15 protein-coding genes are annotated in these 17,284 nt (G+C 65.5%); 2 read left to right on the plus strand and 13 right to left on the minus strand.

The features are described 5' to 3' along the window. Positions 1–5: 5 nt before the first annotated feature. Complete coding sequence (locus ACN22W_RS33655; protein ID WP_419690393.1) at positions 6–260, minus strand: hypothetical protein; 255 nt, start codon at positions 258–260, stop codon at positions 6–8. A 95-nt stretch (positions 261–355) separates the two neighbouring features. Here ACN22W_RS33655 and ACN22W_RS33660 point away from each other — a divergent pair, with 95 nt between their 5' ends. Further along, complete coding sequence (locus ACN22W_RS33660; RefSeq protein WP_419690394.1) at positions 356–2,398, plus strand: 7TM-DISM domain-containing protein; 2,043 nt, start codon at positions 356–358, stop codon at positions 2,396–2,398. Here the strand turns inward: ACN22W_RS33660 and ACN22W_RS33665 are convergent. The 11 genes from ACN22W_RS33665 to ACN22W_RS33715 all read right to left on the minus strand — a co-directional run bounded on the left by ACN22W_RS33665 (position 2,365) and on the right by ACN22W_RS33715 (position 15,657). After that, on the minus strand, positions 2,365–3,117 hold the full coding sequence (locus ACN22W_RS33665; protein ID WP_419690395.1) for a response regulator transcription factor: 753 nt from the start codon (positions 3,115–3,117) through the stop codon (positions 2,365–2,367). The genes ACN22W_RS33660 and ACN22W_RS33665 overlap by 34 nt on opposite strands. A 183-nt stretch (positions 3,118–3,300) precedes the next feature. After that, positions 3,301–4,770 carry an efflux transporter outer membrane subunit gene (locus tag ACN22W_RS33670; RefSeq protein ID WP_419690396.1) on the minus strand — a complete coding sequence of 490 codons (1,470 nt, stop codon included), beginning with the start codon at positions 4,768–4,770 and terminating at the stop codon, positions 3,301–3,303. A 47-nt stretch (positions 4,771–4,817) separates the two neighbouring features. Further along, positions 4,818–7,904, minus strand: a complete 3,087-nt coding sequence (locus tag ACN22W_RS33675) for an efflux RND transporter permease subunit (RefSeq protein WP_419690397.1) — start codon at positions 7,902–7,904, stop codon at positions 4,818–4,820. After that, positions 7,901–8,998, minus strand: coding sequence for an efflux RND transporter periplasmic adaptor subunit (locus tag ACN22W_RS33680; RefSeq protein WP_419690398.1), 1,098 nt, complete (start codon positions 8,996–8,998; stop codon positions 7,901–7,903). The genes ACN22W_RS33675 and ACN22W_RS33680 overlap by 4 nt, the downstream gene beginning before the upstream one ends. 167 nt (positions 8,999–9,165) lie before the next feature. Further along, positions 9,166–9,600, minus strand: a complete 435-nt coding sequence (locus ACN22W_RS33685; protein ID WP_419690399.1) for a DoxX family protein — start codon at positions 9,598–9,600, stop codon at positions 9,166–9,168. Further along, positions 9,597–10,787, minus strand: coding sequence for a multidrug effflux MFS transporter (locus ACN22W_RS33690; RefSeq protein WP_129518133.1), 1,191 nt, complete (start codon positions 10,785–10,787; stop codon positions 9,597–9,599). The genes ACN22W_RS33685 and ACN22W_RS33690 overlap by 4 nt, the downstream gene beginning before the upstream one ends. A 57-nt stretch (positions 10,788–10,844) precedes the next feature. Beyond that, positions 10,845–11,471, minus strand: a complete 627-nt coding sequence (locus ACN22W_RS33695; RefSeq protein WP_129518134.1) for a thermostable hemolysin — start codon at positions 11,469–11,471, stop codon at positions 10,845–10,847. A 13-nt stretch (positions 11,472–11,484) separates the two neighbouring features. After that, positions 11,485–12,960, minus strand: coding sequence for an AMP-binding protein (locus tag ACN22W_RS33700; protein ID WP_419690400.1), 1,476 nt, complete (start codon positions 12,958–12,960; stop codon positions 11,485–11,487). Continuing rightward, the gene (locus tag ACN22W_RS33705; protein WP_129518136.1) at positions 12,957–13,886 is read right to left on the minus strand and encodes a TauD/TfdA family dioxygenase; all 930 of its coding nucleotides are present in this window, start codon (positions 13,884–13,886) and stop codon (positions 12,957–12,959) included. The genes ACN22W_RS33700 and ACN22W_RS33705 overlap by 4 nt, the downstream gene beginning before the upstream one ends. A 191-nt stretch (positions 13,887–14,077) precedes the next feature. Then, complete coding sequence (locus ACN22W_RS33710; protein ID WP_129518137.1) at positions 14,078–15,034, minus strand: LysR family transcriptional regulator; 957 nt, start codon at positions 15,032–15,034, stop codon at positions 14,078–14,080. A gap of 92 nt (positions 15,035–15,126) precedes the next feature. After that, positions 15,127–15,657 carry a MarR family winged helix-turn-helix transcriptional regulator gene (locus ACN22W_RS33715; protein ID WP_129518138.1) on the minus strand — a complete coding sequence of 177 codons (531 nt, stop codon included), beginning with the start codon at positions 15,655–15,657 and terminating at the stop codon, positions 15,127–15,129. 107 nt (positions 15,658–15,764) lie between these two features. Here ACN22W_RS33715 and ACN22W_RS33720 point away from each other — a divergent pair, with 107 nt between their 5' ends. Next, positions 15,765–16,601, plus strand: coding sequence for an alpha/beta fold hydrolase (locus tag ACN22W_RS33720; RefSeq protein ID WP_419690401.1), 837 nt, complete (start codon positions 15,765–15,767; stop codon positions 16,599–16,601). Between the two features lie 158 nt (positions 16,602–16,759). Here the strand turns inward: ACN22W_RS33720 and ACN22W_RS33725 are convergent, their stop codons facing one another. Next, positions 16,760–17,023, minus strand: coding sequence for a hypothetical protein (locus ACN22W_RS33725; RefSeq protein ID WP_419690402.1), 264 nt, complete (start codon positions 17,021–17,023; stop codon positions 16,760–16,762). Between the last annotated feature and the right edge of the window lie 261 nt (positions 17,024–17,284).

Here is a 17,284-nt window from a genome sequence, read left to right on the forward strand (position 1 = left end):
TGTGGTCAACGAGCGCCCTCGTGCCGATTTCTTGTGATGGCTCGTCGGAATGCCGCCGCCCGCCCGGCCCTGTTGTTTTCTGCGTCGATCAAAGCGGCCACATGACCGATCGACGCGCCGTCATCGCGCGGGGCGCTGCCAATGGTGGCATCGCTGGTCAAGGTTTCCGGGAGCGCATTGCCGGCGAACACGCCCCGTCTCCCTTGATTGGCGCGAATCTTAAATGAACGCGTGCGGCGAAAGCTGACAACTTCTGACATCCGGCTCGCGTGCGCAGCGGACGCCGTGCGGCCGGACGACGTCGGGCGTTCGGTTATAGTGACGCCCGATCGCAGAAACCGACACGAATCGCGTGATGCTCCCGCTCATATTCTTCATATTATTTTCCTGGGCCTCGGGAGCGTTCGCGTCAACGCCCATTCCGCTGCCGGATGGCGGGCGCGTCAACATCCAGGCAGGCTGGGATCTGCTGCGCGATCCGGGCAACGCGCTCACCGTCGAGCAGATATCGGGCGCCGAGATCGCACGCCGGTTCGTCGGCCAGACGTCGGAGCCGGCGCTCGGTTATGTCAACGGTGCGGTGTGGCTGCGTCTGACCGTGATGCGGCCGGCGAGCGCACCGCCGATGTGGCTGCTGGAATTGCGCTCGTCGCTGCTGAACGACGTCACGCTGTACGTGCCACAGCCCGACGGCGGCTATCGGCGCCACGTCGCGGGCGACCGCAAGCCGGTGGAGCAACGCGACGTCGCGTACCGCAACCCCGTGTTCCGGCTCGATCTGCCCGCCGGCCAGCCGGTCACGCTCTATCTGCGGATCCGCAGCACCAGCACCATGAGCTTCTCGATGGTGCTGTGGTCGCCCGACGCGTTCATCTCCGCGACGAGCAAGGAATCGCTGCTGTTCGGCCTGCTGGACGCCGCGCATCTCGTGCTGCTCGCATCGAGCCTGTGGCTCTTCCGGGTGACGCGCGACGCGTCTTTCGGGCTCTACGGGCTGAGCGTCATCGTGAACCTGCTCACCGCGCTCGGTGCCGAAGGCTACCTCTACCAGTACCTGCTGCCGGACTTTCCGCTCGCAAGCAACGCGGTTTACCTGCTCAGCTGGCTATTCGGCACGCCCGTCGGCACGCTGTTCACCGCGCACTATCTCGGCCTGTTCAACGCGCGCTGGCGGCGTCCGGCCATCGCCTTTTGCGTGCTGACGATCGTCGCAGCGCTGGCTGCCGCGCCGCTGATGCTGGTCGTCAACGTCTGGTGGGTGCGTCCCCTCTACCTGTTCTGGCAGATGGCGGTCATCATCGTGATGATCGCCGTTTCGATCTGGCTCACGGCGAACGGACAACGGCATGCACGCGTGATCGTGCTCGTGCTGCTGCTGTTGCTCGGCGGCAGCGCGTTGCGGGTCGCGCGCAACGTCGGCTGGGCGGCACCGGGGCTGCTCGTCGACAATGCCGGCTATCTGGGTATGCTCGCGTTCATGCTGATCATGAATTCGGCGATCAGCGCGCGCTACAACGCGATGCGCAATGCGATGGAATCCGCGCAGGCAGACGCTTTGCGCGTTGCCCGCCAGGCCGAGCGCGATCTGGAAGCCAAGGTCGCGCTGCGCACCCAGGCGCTTCGCGAGGCGATGGAGCAAGTGGAAGCATCTCTGGCGATTGAAAAGCGCGCGCAGGACGAGCAGCGCCAGTTGCTCGCGACCGTCTCGCACGAGCTGAGGACGCCGCTGGCCGTGATCGACGCCACCGCTCAAAACCTCGAGCTCGACGATGCCCATGCCGATGCGCTGACCTCGTCGCGCTACCAGAAGATCCTGCGTGCGACGCAGCGTTTGACGGTGCTGATCAATGACGCGCTGCACGAGGACGGTTTCGAACTGCTGCGGCGCGGACCGCGCATCGACCACGCCGGCCTGGCAGCCTTGCTCGACGATGCGGCCACCGCCGCCGGGGTGCTGTCCGATGGCCACCGCATCGAAATCGACGCGACAGATCTCCCGGACGCCTTTGCATGCGACGTCGGCCTGACGCGTCTCGTGCTGCGTACGCTCGCCGACAATGCCGTCAAATACACGCCCGGCGGCACCCGGATCGTGTTGCTCGGCCGGCGTGTGCCGGGCGGCGTGGAACTGGAAGTGGAGGATGGCGGCCCCGGTATTGCACCGGCGGACCTGCCGCACGTGTTCGACCGCTTCTATCGCGGCCGCAACGTGGGCCGCAAGCCCGGCACGGGCCTCGGCCTGCCGCTGGCACGCCGCATGGTCGAGATGCAGGGCGGTACATTGAGCCTGGTCAGCAACGAGGGGCACGGCTGCCGGGCGACCGTCTTCTTGCCGGCGAACGCGGACGCGGTGGCCGTTGCCGCTCAGCCGACCATCAGCGGCGCGGCGAACGCGTAGCCGGTGCGATGCACGGTCTTCAGCGGCAGCTCCGAGCCCGACTCGCCACGCCAGCGCTGCCGAAGTCGGCTCACCATCGTCTCCAGCCTGCGCTCGTCGTAGTCGACCCAGTCGAAACCGAACGCCTCCGCGATCTGCCGCCGGCTGACTGCCTCGGACGGATGGCGCGCCAGCAGTGCAAGCAGGCCGATCTCGCCGGCCGACAGGTCGAGCCGCCCGCCGTCCGGCGCGAACAGCACGCGTGCCTGACGGTCGAGCCGCCAGTCGCTGGCGACCCGGCGGCCGAGGGCCTGAAGAATGGCGTCGAGTTCGATCAGCTTCACCGGCTTGACGAGATAATGATCGGCCCCGCCAACCAGGCCATTGATCTTGTCCTGCGTCTCGCCTCGCGCGGTCAGCATGACGATGCCGCAGTCGCGATGCCGGGCCCTGAGCCACGCAGCCGCGTCGAAGCCGCTCCCGTCCGGCAGCATCACGTCGATGATCGCGAATGCGAGATCCGTCGCCCGTTCCCGGAACTCCGCGACCGTGCCGGCCTGACTGACCAGCCAGCCACGCCGTTCCAGAAACGCGGCGATTTCCTCGCGTAACTCGACCTCGTCATCGAGCAACAGCACTTTAGCCATACCACCACCCCGGCCCCGCGTTGTGCACTTGCGGAGTTTTCCTTGTTTCCGTCGCCGATCGGCGGTTGTGCCGCGCTGGATTGCGCGATGCATTCGTCATCGGCCCCACATGTGCTTGCGCGTCGCGAGCACGGGGAATTCTAGCCGACGATTACCGTGGCGATGATGACCGGTTGCAAGGAATCGAAGGCCGGGCCGGATGCGTCGCTCACGCGGGTGTCGACCGGCCAGCGGATCGTGTTGTTGCTGGCCGGAACCGTGGAAGAGAAAGAAAAATCACAGGGCGTCGGCTTCCCGGGCCCTCTCCCCACTTCGCTCTACCCAGCCCCCGCCCAACGCACGGTAAAGCGTGACCAGGTTGGTCCAGCGCGCCAGCCGCGCATTGATCAGCGACTGCTGCGCCGAGTACAGATCCGTCTGCGCGGTCAGCACCGACAGGTAGCTGTCGACGCCTTTCCTGTAACGCAGGTCCGACAGGTCGAAGCGGCGCTGCTGCGCGTGCTCGTTGCGCTCGAGCGCGGCGATCTGCTGGTCGTACGTGCCGCGTGCGGCCAGCCCATCCGATACTTCGCGGAACGCCGATTGAATCGCCTTCTCGTAGTTCGCGATCTCGATGCGCTTCTGCACGTGCGCGAGATCGAGGTTCGCGATGTTCTGCCCACCCTCGAAAATCGGCAGCGCGATGTTCGGCGCGAACGACCACGCCGCCGTGCCGGCCTTGAACAGGCCGCCCAGCGTCGGGCTCGCGGTACCGAACGCCGCCGTCAGCGAGATCTTCGGGAAGAACGCCGCGCGTGCCGCGCCGATGTTCGCGTTCGCGGCCAGCAGCGTCTGCTCGGCCTGCATCACGTCAGGGCGACGCGTCAGCAGATCCGACGGCAACCCGGCCGGCACGTCCGTCAGCAGGTTCTGCGAGTCGAGCGGCATGCCCGGCGGCAGATCGTCCGGCAGCGGCTCGCCGATCAGCAATACCAGCGCGTTCACGGCCTGCGCGCGGGCACGTGCCTGAGCCTGCTGGTTCGCGAGCGCCGTCTCGACGACCGTCTGAGCCTGACGCAGGTCGAGCTCGGAGCCCGTACCGTTGTCGAACTGCAGCTTCGTCAGGTCGTACGACGCCTGCGCGGATTTCAGCGTGTTCTCCGTGACCTTCAGCAGATCGTCGGTCGACAGCACCGTCAGGTACTGGTCAGCCACCTGCGACACCAGCGAGATTTCCGACGCCTGCCGCGCATACGCGGTCGACAGATACTGCGCGAGCGCCTGATCCTTCAGGCTCTGCACGCGGCCGAACAGATCGAGCTCCCACGACGCGGACAAGCCCACGTTGTAGGTGCGCGTGATCAGCGACTGCTGCGTCGTCGACACACCAGCCGGAACACGCTGGATGTTGCCCGTGCCCGTCGCATCGAGCGTCGGGAACAGGCCCGCGCGCGTGATCTGGTACTGCGCACGCGCCGCCTCGATGTTCAGCACCGACACGCGCAGGTCGCGGTTGTTCTTCAGCGCGATTTCGATCAGCCGCTGCAGGCGCGGATCGACGAAGAATTCGCGCCAGCCGATGGCGGTCGCCGCCTGGCCGTTCGCGCTGCGCGCGCGGGCCGCGGCACCCGGTTGCGTCGCATAGACGCCACCGGACGGGAATGCCTGTGCGACCGGCGCGTCGGGCCGCGTGTAATGCGGCGCCATCGTGCAGCCCGTGGCGAAGAGCGCGGCTACCGCGGCAGCCGCAACGCGGATCCGATTCATGTTGCTCCCGTTGCGCACCCCTGCGGCGCGCGTTTCAAATTGCTCGCTCATACCGTCTCCAGCACACGTGCCCGCTCGCTGGTCGCCGCCTCGCGATGCCGCTTGGCGATCAACGTGTAGACGGTCGGCAGCACGAACAGCGTGAACAGCGTGCCGACGAGCATGCCGGTCGAGACCGTGATGCCGATCGCGAAGCGGCTGGCTGCGCCCGCACCGCGCGCGAAAATCAGCGGCACGAGCCCGGCGACCATCGCGGCAGTCGTCATCAGGATCGGCCGCAGCCGCACCGCGGCCGCGTGCTCGATCGCCGCGCGCCGGTCGAGGTGCTGCGTGCGCTGCAGTTCGTTCGCGAAGCTCACCATCAGGATCCCGTGCTTGGAAATCAGGCCGATCAGCGTGACGAGCCCGATCTGCGTATAGATGTTCAGCGTCGCGAAGCCGAGATACAGTGGCACCAGCGCGCCGCACACCGACAGCGGCACCGACACGAGGATCACGAGCGGATCGCGCAAGCTTTCGAACTGCGCGGCGAGCACGAGGAAGATCACGACGAGCGCGAACACGAACGTGACGGTCAGCCGGTTGCCTTCCTGCACGTATTGCCGCGATTCGCCGAGCCAGTCGATGTCGTAGCCGGCGGGCAACGGCTGCTTCTGCAGGAACTCGACCGCCTGTCCCATCGTCACGCCGGGTGCGGCCACCGCCGACAGCGTGGCCGAATTCAGCTGGTTGAATTGCGTGAGCGCGTTCGCCTGGCTGCCGTTCGACACGCGCACGACGGTCGACAGCGCGACCATCTTGCCGCTGCGCGTCTTCACGTAGTAGCGGTTCAGCATCTCGGACGACAGGCGCTCCGCGCGTGCGACCTGCGGAATCACGTCGTACGAGCGGCCGTTGTGATCGAAACGATTCACGTAGTTCTCGCCGACGAGCACCGCGAGCGTATCGGCAATGTCCTTCATCGTGACGCCGAGCGCATTCGCCTGATTGCGGTCGATCGTCACGCCCACCGCGCGGCTGTCGAACGTCAGGTCGCTGTCGACGACCGCGAACAGCCCGCTCTTCGACGCGGCGGCCTTCAGCTTGTCCATCGTCGCGAAGATATCCTTGAACTCCGCGGGCGCGCGCAGCACCATCTGGATCGGCAGGCCGCCGCTCGACGCGGGCAGCGACGGCAGCAGGAACGTAAACACCTGGTCGCCGGCGATGGCATTCGCGCGCGTCTGCACGAGCGCCTGCAGGTCGGCGGCGCCGCGCGTGCGTTTCGACCAGTCGACGAGGTTCACGCCGGCGAAGCCGAGATTGGCGCCGCCGACGCCATTCAGCACGAAACTCGTATCGGCCTCCGGCAGCGATCGAAACACCTTCTCGACCTGCGGCGCGTAGCGTTCGAGGTAATCGAGATTCGCATACTGCGGCGCCTTGACCTGCAACATGATCGAGCCCTGGTCCTCCTGCGGCGCCAGTTCGCGCTTCACGCCGCTGAACAGCAGGCCGATGCCGAGCAACACGCCCGCGCCGAACACGAGCACCGCCGGCCGTGCGGCAAGGCTCGCATGCAGCAGGTGCCGGTAGCCGTGCGTGACGCGCGACAGCGTGTGCTCGATCGCACGCGCGATGCGCCCTTCCGACATCTTGCTGTCGAGCAGCAGCGAGCTCAGCATCGGCGACAAGGTCAGCGCGATCAGCGCCGACACGCACACCGCGCCCGCGAGCGTGAACGCGAATTCGCGGAACAGCGAACCGGTCAGCCCGCCCATCAGCCCGATCGGTGCATACACCGCGATCAGCGTGATCGTCATCACGATCACCGGCGACGCGATCTCGCGCGCGCCGAGCAGCGCCGCGCGCGCGGGTGGCTCACCGGATTCGATGTGCCGGTGGATGTTCTCGACGACGACGATCGCGTCGTCGACGACGAGCCCGATCGCCAGCACCATCGCGAGCAGCGTCAGCAGGTTCAGCGAGAATCCCGCGGCCAGCATCAGCGCCGCGGAGCCGACGAGCGCGAGCGGAATCGTCACGACCGGGATGATGACCGCGCGGAACGAGCCGAGGAACAGGAAGATCACGACGACCACGATCGCGATTGCCTCGATGATCGTCTCGCGCACCTCGTCGATCGACGCATTGACGAAGCGCGCCACGTCGAACACGTCGCCGATCCGGATGCTGGCCGGCTTGCTGCGCTCCATCGTCGGCAGCAGCGCCTGCACGCCGCGCACGATGTCGAGCGGGTTGCCCGACGGCGTCGCATTGATGGCGATATTCACTGCGCGGTGGCCGTTCATCAGCGCGCTCGCGTTGTACTGCTGGCCGCCCAGCTCGATCGTCGCGACGTCGCGCAGCCGCACGAAGCCGCCGTTCGCATCGGACTTCACGACGAGGTTGCCGAACGCGGCGACGTCGGTCAGATCGGTGTTCGCGGAAATGTCGGCGACGGTGAGCGCGCCTTTCAACTGGCCCGGTGCGGCCTGGACGTTGTTCGCCTTCAGCGCGGCCGACACATCCGCGGCCGACAACCCGTGCGCGGCCAGCCGCGCGGCGTCGAGCCAGACCCGCATCGCGAGGTTCTGCCCGCCGACGATCTCGGCCGATGCGACGCCCGGCACCGTGGTGACCAGCGGCTGCGCGACCCGCACCACATAGTCGGTGATCTCGGGGATCGACAGCGTATCGCTCGAGAAGCCGAGATACATGACGGCCGTGGGCGCATCGGTGAGCTTGGTGATCACCGAGTCGTACGCGCCTTCGGGCATCTTGTACTTGACCTCCTGCACCTTCGCCATGATTTCCGTCATCGCGCGGTCGGCGTTTGCATTCAGGCGCAGCCGCGCCTTCACGACGCTCTTGCCCTGGGTCGACGTGGACGTCAGGTACTCGATGCCGTCCGCGGTCGCGATCGACTGCGCGATCGGCGTCGTCACGAAACCCTGCATCAACGCCTGCGACGCGCCGGGATAGGCGGTCTCGACGCTGATCGTCGCGCTCTCCAGCATCGGATACTGGCGCACCGGCAGCGCGCCGAGCGAGCGCAGCCCGATCAGCAGGATCAGCACGCTGCACACGAGCGACAGCACCGGCCGCCGCACGAAGATATCGGTGAAACGCGCACCTTGCGTGGTCTGGCTCATCGCACGGTCTCCCGTTGCGTGGAGGCATCGGCGAGCGCCTGCACCTTCGCGCCCGGCGCGACGCGCAGCTGCCCGGTCGTCACGACCGCGTCGCCGGCGCGCAGCCCGTCCTCGATGACGATGCGGCCCTGGTCGCGCGTGCCGGTGCGCACCTTGCGCACGCGCGCGACGCCGATGCCGCGCCCGTCCCGCTGCTCGACCACGACCACGGTGTCGCCCGCCTGCGACGTCTGCACCGCCGTATCCGGCACGCTGATCACCGCGTCGCGGCCCGGCAGCATCAGATGGGCGTCGATGTACATGCCCGGGCGCAGCAGTTGGCCGGCATTGGTCACGGTGGCCTGCACGGTGATGTTGCGGGTCTCGTCGCCGACCTGCGGCTCGATGGCCGTCACGCGCCCGTCGAACGATCGTCCCGGATACGCATCGGTCGTCACGCGCACGGTCTGACCGAGCGCGACGCGGCTCAATGCCTTCTGCGGCACCGTGAAATTCGCATGCAGCGTATCGAGATCGGTGAGCGTCGCGATCGCGTCGCCCGGGTTCAGGTACTGCCCGAGATTCACGCGTCGCAGCCCGATCACGCCGGAGAACGGCGCGCGAATCAGCTTCTGCGTGATCACCGCCTGGGTCTCGCGGATATCGGCGCGCGCGGCATCGAGTTCGTAGCGGCGCACGTCGAAGGTCGCCTTCGGCTCGGCGCCGTTCGGCGCCAGCTGCTCGGAGCGCGCGAACTGGCGGCGCGTGTAGTCCGCCTTCGCCTGCAGCCCGGCAAGCTTCGCCTGTTCGGGCGCGTCGTAGAGCTGCACGAGCGCTTGACCGGCGCTCACGCGCGAGCCCGCGACGAACTGGATGCCGACGATGCGGCCCGCGACTTCCGGCGCGATCGTCACCTGCCGCACGGCTTCGAGCGAGCCGACCGCGTCGAGCGTCGGTGCCGTCGATTGCGGATTCACGACGACGGTTTCGACCGGCAACGGTGCGGGCGGCGGCACCGGCCGATCGGCAGCCGACACGCGCTCGGTGCGCCAGAGGAATAATGCGCCGAACAGGACGGCCAGCGCGCCGGCGGTAAAGAACATTGAGCGTCTCATGGAGAATTCCCGATCGAGTCTGTCATGGCATCAGTTTGGACAGGACAGCATGAGCCGGATGTCAATTTTTTGAATTCCTGATTAAATATTTCGCGCGCCCGAAGCGAAAAAAAACCGCATGCCCGGGACGTCGGGTCATGCGGCCAAAAAAGCACCTGCTACGACGGTCAGAGGGTCGCAGCAGGCGAGCGCCACGCGTGAAGGGTCCACGCGCGAGCATACGGATGCGACATCGCCAGCACGACCGCGCCGAACAGCAGCAACGGGTTGGTGCTGACGGCACCGCACATCAGGAACAGCGCGGACAGCGCGGCCGCCGTGCCGATGCCCCAAGCGGTCGCGATGCCGAGCAGGATCGACACGCCCGCTGCGAGCTCGAGCCAGGGCACGGCGAAATTGACCAGCGCGACGTGCGGCAGCGCGACGTGCCCGATCGCGCCGATCAGCGCACTTCGCACGGCTTCCGGCGCCGCCGCCGAGCGGGAGACGGCGGCCGTGAGGAACGGCCCGGCATCGAAGTGTCCGGCCAGCTTCGTGAGGCCCGCCCAGCACCAGAAGGCGCCGAGCACGAGCCGCAACGCGAGCGCGAGGGCCGTCTTCATCGCGCCACCTGCGGATGCAGGCGATGCAGTTGCCGGAAGCCGACCATGGTCACGCCCAGCAGGCACGCGAACATGACGGCGATCGCCGCATTCGTTTCGATCGGCAGCGCGCTGACGACCCCTGACACGATGGAACCGAGCGCCAGCATCAGGCACCCTTGCAGGCTCGCCGCGGCGCCTGCCCGACCCGGGAACAGCGCCATCGAGCGGGCCATCGCATTGGAGAAGATGAAGCCCTGCGCGAAGGCAATCAGCATGATGCCGCCGAGCGCGGTCAGCAGGATCAGCTCGCCGCCGCTCGAGGCCACGCAGGCCACCCCGAGGGCAAACGTCGCGATGCCGCCGCGCATCAGCTGCTCGCCGCTGTAGCGGCGGATCAGGCTCCGGTTCAGCGTCGTGCCGCCGAGGTAGCACAGCCCGACGCCGAGCGCCGTCGAGCCGAAATACGACGCGGAATGACCGAGACGGAACTGCACGATGTACGGCCCGATCACGTTCCACATCAGGAACGCGGAAAAACTCATGCCGAGCATCGCGACCGCCGACAGGAAATGCGGATCGGACAGGATCTCGCGGTAGCCCGCGATGGTTTGCCGCGGCGTGCGCCGCAGTTCCGGCCGCAACGTCTCGCGCAGGCCGGCGAACGCGAACGACAGCACGACGAGGCCGTACCCGCAGTAGACGACGAAGTTCCAGCGCCAGCCGGCCCATTCCTGCACGTGTCCGCCGATATACGGCGCGATCACGGGGCCGAGGCCGAACGCCAGGCTGAGATAGACGATCGCGACGCGGAAGCGGTCGCCCTTCAGCCGGTCGACCAGCACGGCGCGCGCGACGACCTGGCAGGAGCCGATCGCGAAGCCCTGGATCGCGCGCCCGATCATCAGCACTTCGAACGACGGGGCGACGACCGCGAGCACGCTGCCGGCGATGAACAGCGCGAGGCCGAACAGCACCGACGGGCGGCGGCCCCACCAGTCGGCGAGCATGCCGAATGCGAGTTGGCCGATCGCATAGAACACGAGCGTGATCGTGATCGTGTTCTGCATCATGCTCGGCGCGACGTTGAGTTCTCGACCGATGGCCGGGATGCTCGGCGCATAGAGGTCGATCGCGATCCCGCCGACGCTGTTGATCAGCGGCGCCAGGAACACGAGAAAGTTTTCGTATCGTTTGGAATCGGACATGGGGACGTTCCTGAAATGACGGGACAGGCCGACGCACATGCGTGCGGCCCGTCGGGATCAGTGACCGTTTGCGGCCAGTTCGACCTGCCTCAGCGGCATGCGCGCCGACGGTGCGTCGTCGAGCGGGCTCCACATCGGCAGATCGTTGCGGGCGGCCAGGTCGTCGATCTTCACCATGATGACGCGCGGCGCGTTGTCGTAGTACGTGCCCCAGTCGACATGCGTGTCACGTACCCGGCTCACGCACGCGGGGCCGAGATCGTCGTAGGCGATCTGCAGCGACTGCACGATGTGGCGCACTCGCTCCGTCGCCGTCATCAGCACGTACCGGTAGTGATGCTGGGCCAGCGTGCGGAACACATTCGAGATCAGGTAGCGCCCGGCGCCCTTCGAGCCGAACGACGAGAACTGCCCGAGTTCGACGAGTTCCGCGCGCGACAGCCCGTACAGGCGCGTGAGCGACTCGTCGAGGTAGTGTTCGGAGAACAGCGGCGCGCTGTCCCCCCAGCTGAGCCCCACGCACGCATAGCCGGGCAACGACATCGCGCGGTCGGTCAGGCACCAGAACTGGTCCGGCCGCGGCTCGGGCCGCGCGCCGTGCGCCTGGTAGTAATGCTGCGTGACCGCGAGCTGGATCTGGCGATAGGCGCCCTGACCCGGATGGAAGGTTCGTACGATGTGCACGTTGGGCTCCCGGTCAGTACAGCGACGCCGCGTGATCGCGCTCGATCAGCTGGCGGCGCGGCCGCCCGGTGACCGTGTAGTAGTCCTTGCGGAAACGCTCGATGTCGGTCACCACCCTGACCCGTCGAACCCGCGCGAAATCCGCGAGCCGAGGTTCGAGCCGCGCCATCTCGTCGCGCACCGCCGCTTCGTCGTGCGCGGACAGCACGATCGCCGCCGGCTCCTCGCGCCCTTCGCCGAACACCACGATGTCGTCGATCAGCGCGCTTTCCTTGTAGACCGTCTCCACCCACTCCGGCGAGATGTTGCGCGCCGTCGACAGGATGATCACGTGCTTCTTGCGGCCGGTGATGTACAGGAAGCCGTCGACGATCTCGGCGATGTCGCCGGTATGCAGGTAACCGTCGGTCAGCTCGCACGACGTGTCGTCCGAGTTGTAGTAGCCCGCGCAGAGCGTCGGCGTGCGTACCCGCAGCTCGCCGTCGACGATCACCGGCAGGATCCCGTCGAGCAGCGTGCCGGCCGAGCCGATGCGGCGCTGGCCCGGGTAGTTCAGCGAGATGATCGAGCTGTTCTCGCTGAGCCCGTAGGCCTCGTAGACCTGCACGCCGCGCTTGTCCAGCGATTCGAGCACGGTGGCCGGAATCTTCGCGCCGCCCGTGATGATGTGCGGGTTGCGGCGGCCGAACAGCTGCGTCACGCTGGTCGATTCGAGCAGTGCATCGGCTTCCTCGAGCAGCTTCGGCGGCAGGTACAGGAAGTTCGGATCGACGCGGGCGATCAGGTCCAGGTAGTCGCGTGCATTGCCGCTGCGCGAGCCGTACTCGGCGTAGTTCGCCGGCATCAGCGTCAGCGAGCCGCCGGACAGCACCGGCAGGAACACGCCGAGCACCTGCTCGATCAGCAGGCTCATCGGCACGATCGACAGATAGTCGAGCGGGCCGGCCGGCACGCGCTTCAGCACGTTGGTCACGAGCAGGCCGACGGCCTCGTCGCGGATCTTCACGCCCTTCGGCTTCGAGGTCGTGCCGGACGTATGGATGATCCCGCAGATGCCGGGCTCGATCCGCTCGCCGGTGCGTGCGCCGGCTGCCGGCCACGCGTCGCGCCCGCTGGCGGCGTCGAGGCAGGCGATGCCCGGCAGGATTGCGCCGATGCGCGAGGCGGTATGCGCATCCTGCGTGAAGATCGCGGTCGCCTTGTGCAGCAGGCTGCCGATCTGCTCGTCGGAGAATTCGATCGGTACCGGCAGCAGCACGGCCTTCACGCGGAAGATGGCGAGCATCGTCGCGACCCACGTGTAGCTGGAGCGCGCGGCGATCCCGAACACGAGGCCGCTGCAGTCGCCGTACACGTCCTGCAGTGTGGCGGCGATGCGCGCGACGTCCGCGCGCAGTTCGTCCAGCGAGTATTCGCGGCCGTCCATTTCCTTCACGACGACGCGGTTCGGTGCTTCGGCGAAATGACGTTCGATGAGTGCGCTGATCATGCGATGGCTCCCTTGCGATAGCTTTGGGCACCGAAGATGCGGCGTCCCGTGTCCGCGAGGCGGCGGCGGCCATGCATCACGCGGCTGTTGTCGATTGCGACGATGTCGCCCTTGTTCCAGAACAGGTCGTACGTATAGCGGGCGGTCACGTCCTTGATTTCGTCCCACACCTCGAAATCGATGTCGGTGCCGTCGGCCCAGGTGATCAGCGGCGGCTCGTAGTTCACGCTCGGTCCGAGCAGCGAGTTGCAGAACGCGCGGCGGCCCGAGAAGCAGCTGGTGGTGATCGCGTCGGTCACGCGCTCGGACGATACGAGGAACGGGTCGAGACGGCGATACTGCTGGCCGCGCACGCGCTGGTTGACGACCTCGAGATGCGAGTCGTTCACTTCGTCGGCCGGCACCTGCAGCTCGATGCTCAGGAAGCGCTGCACGTTCGGCCAGGGAATGCGGCGCGCATACTTGATCTGGCGCTGCTCGAACAGGCGACGCACGGCCGGCGTCAGTTCGTGCAGCACGCGCTGCCCGTCGCAAATCGTCGTCTCGGAGCCGACGCGCGCCGGCTCGAGGCAGTAGAACCATTGCAGGTCGGGCGTGAACGGCAGGTTGCCGTTTTCGCGGTGCAGGCCCATTTCGAGCGCGCCGGCATCGATCTCCGCGGTGTTTTCCGTCGAGGTCTTGCGCGCCGGGTCGAACGTGACGCGCGCCGAATGCTGGCTGACGAAACGATTGAAATCCTCGAGCGAGTCCGCGAAATTGCGGTAGATCACGACGCCCGAGTGGGCGAGCTGCTCGTACAACTGGTCGGTATCGACAAGGTCGATCGCCTTCTGGCCCGGTTCGAGGCTTTCGATCAACTCGAAGCCGAAACGCGGCAATGGTTTGTGCTGAACCTGCGCAGTGACTACGTCAACTACATCCATCATGGTTGCCTCTCAGTGTGGTTGGTCTTGAGTTCGAAGCGCGGCTTCGTCGAACACTGACCAATCTACCGACACGGCTGGGCAGACCGTTTTAAAAATTAAATGGTGAATGTAAATTTTGTTGAGGGTCCTGAAAGGAAGCCGGCCTTTGCTTCCTCACCATCAACAAACCGGACGTCGGCCGGGGTCGATTGCTACGCGCGGGACAACTCCCCCGGCTCGAGTGCGTTCGCGCTCGCGAGATCCTTGAACAGCGTGCGCATCGTGCGGATGTCGGGGTTCTTTTCCATCTGGGTGGACCAGATGACGTCGAGAGTGAAGGTCGGGAAGCCGAGCGGCACCTCGCAAATCTGTACGGCGGTCGGAATCGACAGGTAGGGAATCAGGCGCCGCGGCAGGATCAGCACGACCGGTAGCCGCGCGACGATATTCAGGCAGGCCTGGTACGTGTTCGCCCGCGCGACGATGTTGCGCGACCGTCCGAGCTTTTCGAGCCAGCCGTCGATCATGTTCCGCTCGGAAATCCACGGCGTCGGAAAGACGTGGTGCATGTCGCAGAACTCGTCGAGCGATACGCGTGTCGACGGGGCAAGTGTGCGCGACGCGGTCAGGCACACGAACGTGTCGGACAGGACGGATTCCCATTGCAGGTCGGGATGGAGCCGGTGATAACCGGGACCAAAGCCGATCGCGAAATCAATTTCGCCGGCCAGCAGCCGTTCGACCGGCAGTTCGCGGCCAAGCCGGTCGACGACCAGCGAGGTTTCCCGGCCACGCTTCATGAACGACTCGAGCACGCCCGGCAACAGCAGCAGCTCGAAATACTCGGGTGCGCAGACGCGAATCACACGGCGCGCCGACGCAGCGACCTGATCGTCATCCATGTCCGCACAGTGGTTCACGGCGTCGATCACGTTACGCAGATAAGGCTCGATGGCCTCGGCCTTGGACGTCGCGACGAGACTGCCGTGATCGACGTCGAACAGCGCGTCGTGGAAGCAGTTGCGCAGCCGTTTCAGGCAATAACTGACGGTCGGCTGGCTGATGCTCATGACTTCAGCGGTGCGTCGCGCACTTTTGTGTTCGTACAGGCACAGGAACACCATCACGTCCTGCAGATCAAGTTGGCGCAATACGTTGTTGTTGAGCACGTTATTTCCTGATCGTTGTTGTTGTCACTGTTTCAGGCCCCTCGCAAAACCCGGCCAGATATCGCATGAGCGTACGCTCTCCCCTGTCGCCGCTAATCCTCGCCGTCCGGCGGCAGTGCCTCGCCCGGCAGCGCAAGCAGCGCGCGCTTCAGCAACGCGGCAAGCGTCGTACGCGCGTCGCCGTCCAGGCCGCCGAGCAACAGGTTCTGGGTGTCGACGTGAACGTCGACGGCACGGTCGATCAGTTCGAGGCCCGCTTTCGTCAACCGCACGGCAAGTCCCCGGCCGTCCTGCGGATTCGGCACGCGCTCGACGAAGCCGGCCTGTTCGAGTCGCATCAACCGGTTGGTGATCGCCCCCGACGTGATCATCAGCGAGCGATAGAGCTGCGTCGGCGACAGCTCGTACGGCTTGCCCGCCCGCCGTAACGTTGCCAATACATCGAATTCGCCTTCCTTGAAGCCGAACGGCGACAGCGCCTCGGCGCGCGCCTTTTCGCAATGCTTCGCGAGCCGCGCCAGCCGTCCGAAGATCTCCATCGACGCGACGTCGAGTTCCGGACGCTGGCCATGCCATTGCGCAACGACGTGGTCGACGTGATCTTCCTGGCCCCGCACGGTCATGAACGCCCTCTCATTCGAAGATGCGCTCGATGAGCGCTTGTCATCAATATATCTCAATATTAAGATAACCACGAGGGCGCCCGTGCGCACGTCACTGGAGCAGACAATTGACAAAACTATCACTCAGAGACCACGACATCTATTATGCGGACGTCGGCAGCGGCATTCCGATCGTGCTGATACATGATCTGGGCAGCTGCGGCCGCGCATGGGCGCGGCAGATTCCGTTCCTTCGTCAGGCAGGTTATCGCGTCATCGTGCCTGATCTTCCCGGTCACGGCGCATCGTCTCATCCCGATCGCACGCTCGATACCCCGGCGCTGGCCAGCGCTCTGGAGCATCTCCTCGATCATCTCGGTCTTGACAGCGCGACGCTGGTGGGCCTCTCGTTCGGTGGTGCGATCGCGCTGACGATGGCGATCGATGCACCGTCGCGCGTCGGGAAGCTGGTCGTCTGCAACGGATTCTCGAATTCGACCGCCGACGATGCCGTGCGCCGTTTCGAGCTGTGGAAAGCCGGATTCCAGCGCGACGACGGTGCGATCCGCTGGTTCGAGGACATGTGGCCGTTACTGGTCAGCGCGGAGTACGCGCAATCGGAGGACGGGGAAATCGCGTATCAGATCGGACATGCACAGGCGGCTGCGGCCAATCCCGCCTATCTGGCGCGCTTGTGCGACGGCATCGCAAGCTACGACGTACGCAGGCGACTGAATCTCGTACGCAGCGAGACACTCGTGCTGCAAAGCGAGGAGGACGGAATCCATCCGGCCATCGAGGGCCAGCGACTTGCCGCGATGATTCCGGGCGCCCGGTTCGGCATGCTGCCCGGAAGCGGCCATCATCCGAACGTCGATCGTGCCGGCACGTTCAACTGGACGCTCCTGCGATTCCTGGCGGGACATGAGGTGCTGGATGCGGCGTGCGAAACGTGCCCGCAATAAGCGTCGAGCCATGCCGGAATGCAGGACGTGGCTGTGCGTTTGGGATCGGCCGGCGATTCATGGGCACGCCCGCTCACCCGGTCAAAACACAAGGGGCGCTTCGCGGCCCCTTGTTTGTCGAGCAAATCGCAACCTTCCGTTGTCTTTGATTCGTGCATTTACGTTGCCGTCGACAAATGGATCGCGGTGTTTCCGCTTCCGATGACCGCCGCGGCATCTGCAACAAATGCACTTGCATGGATGCCGAACGTCCGTTGCACATTTAAAGACAGTTGCTGCAATAAATGATAAGTGCTGCATCTTGCGGCAATTTTATTTCCGCGAACGAGAAGGCAACAATCAGAGTGAATATTCAATAAAATAGATTGTGGCTGTCGTTGTCGTTCCGCATCAATTCGCCCGTTCCGCTCGAACGGCGTCATGCCCCGCCCCGCTCCACGCCTGAATCTCCCGACGTTCGCCAAGCACACACCTTCAGCGCGATGTTGCCGATACCGCCAATTCTGCCGACAAGATCATTTCATGTTTTTCACCAAATCCTGACTTGATTAACATCTTCATTGTCAAAAATTAATCAAACAGAAAATATCTTGTAATTATAGAAGCGACCTTCTAGCATGCGTTTGCGGTTCGCGACATGTCTTATATCAAGGTTGGTGCTTGATGCATTCCTCGAAAGTCAC

The organism is Burkholderia theae (genome assembly GCF_048565265.1).
In the GTDB taxonomy this organism is placed as follows: Bacteria; Pseudomonadota; Gammaproteobacteria; order Burkholderiales; family Burkholderiaceae; genus Burkholderia; species Burkholderia theae.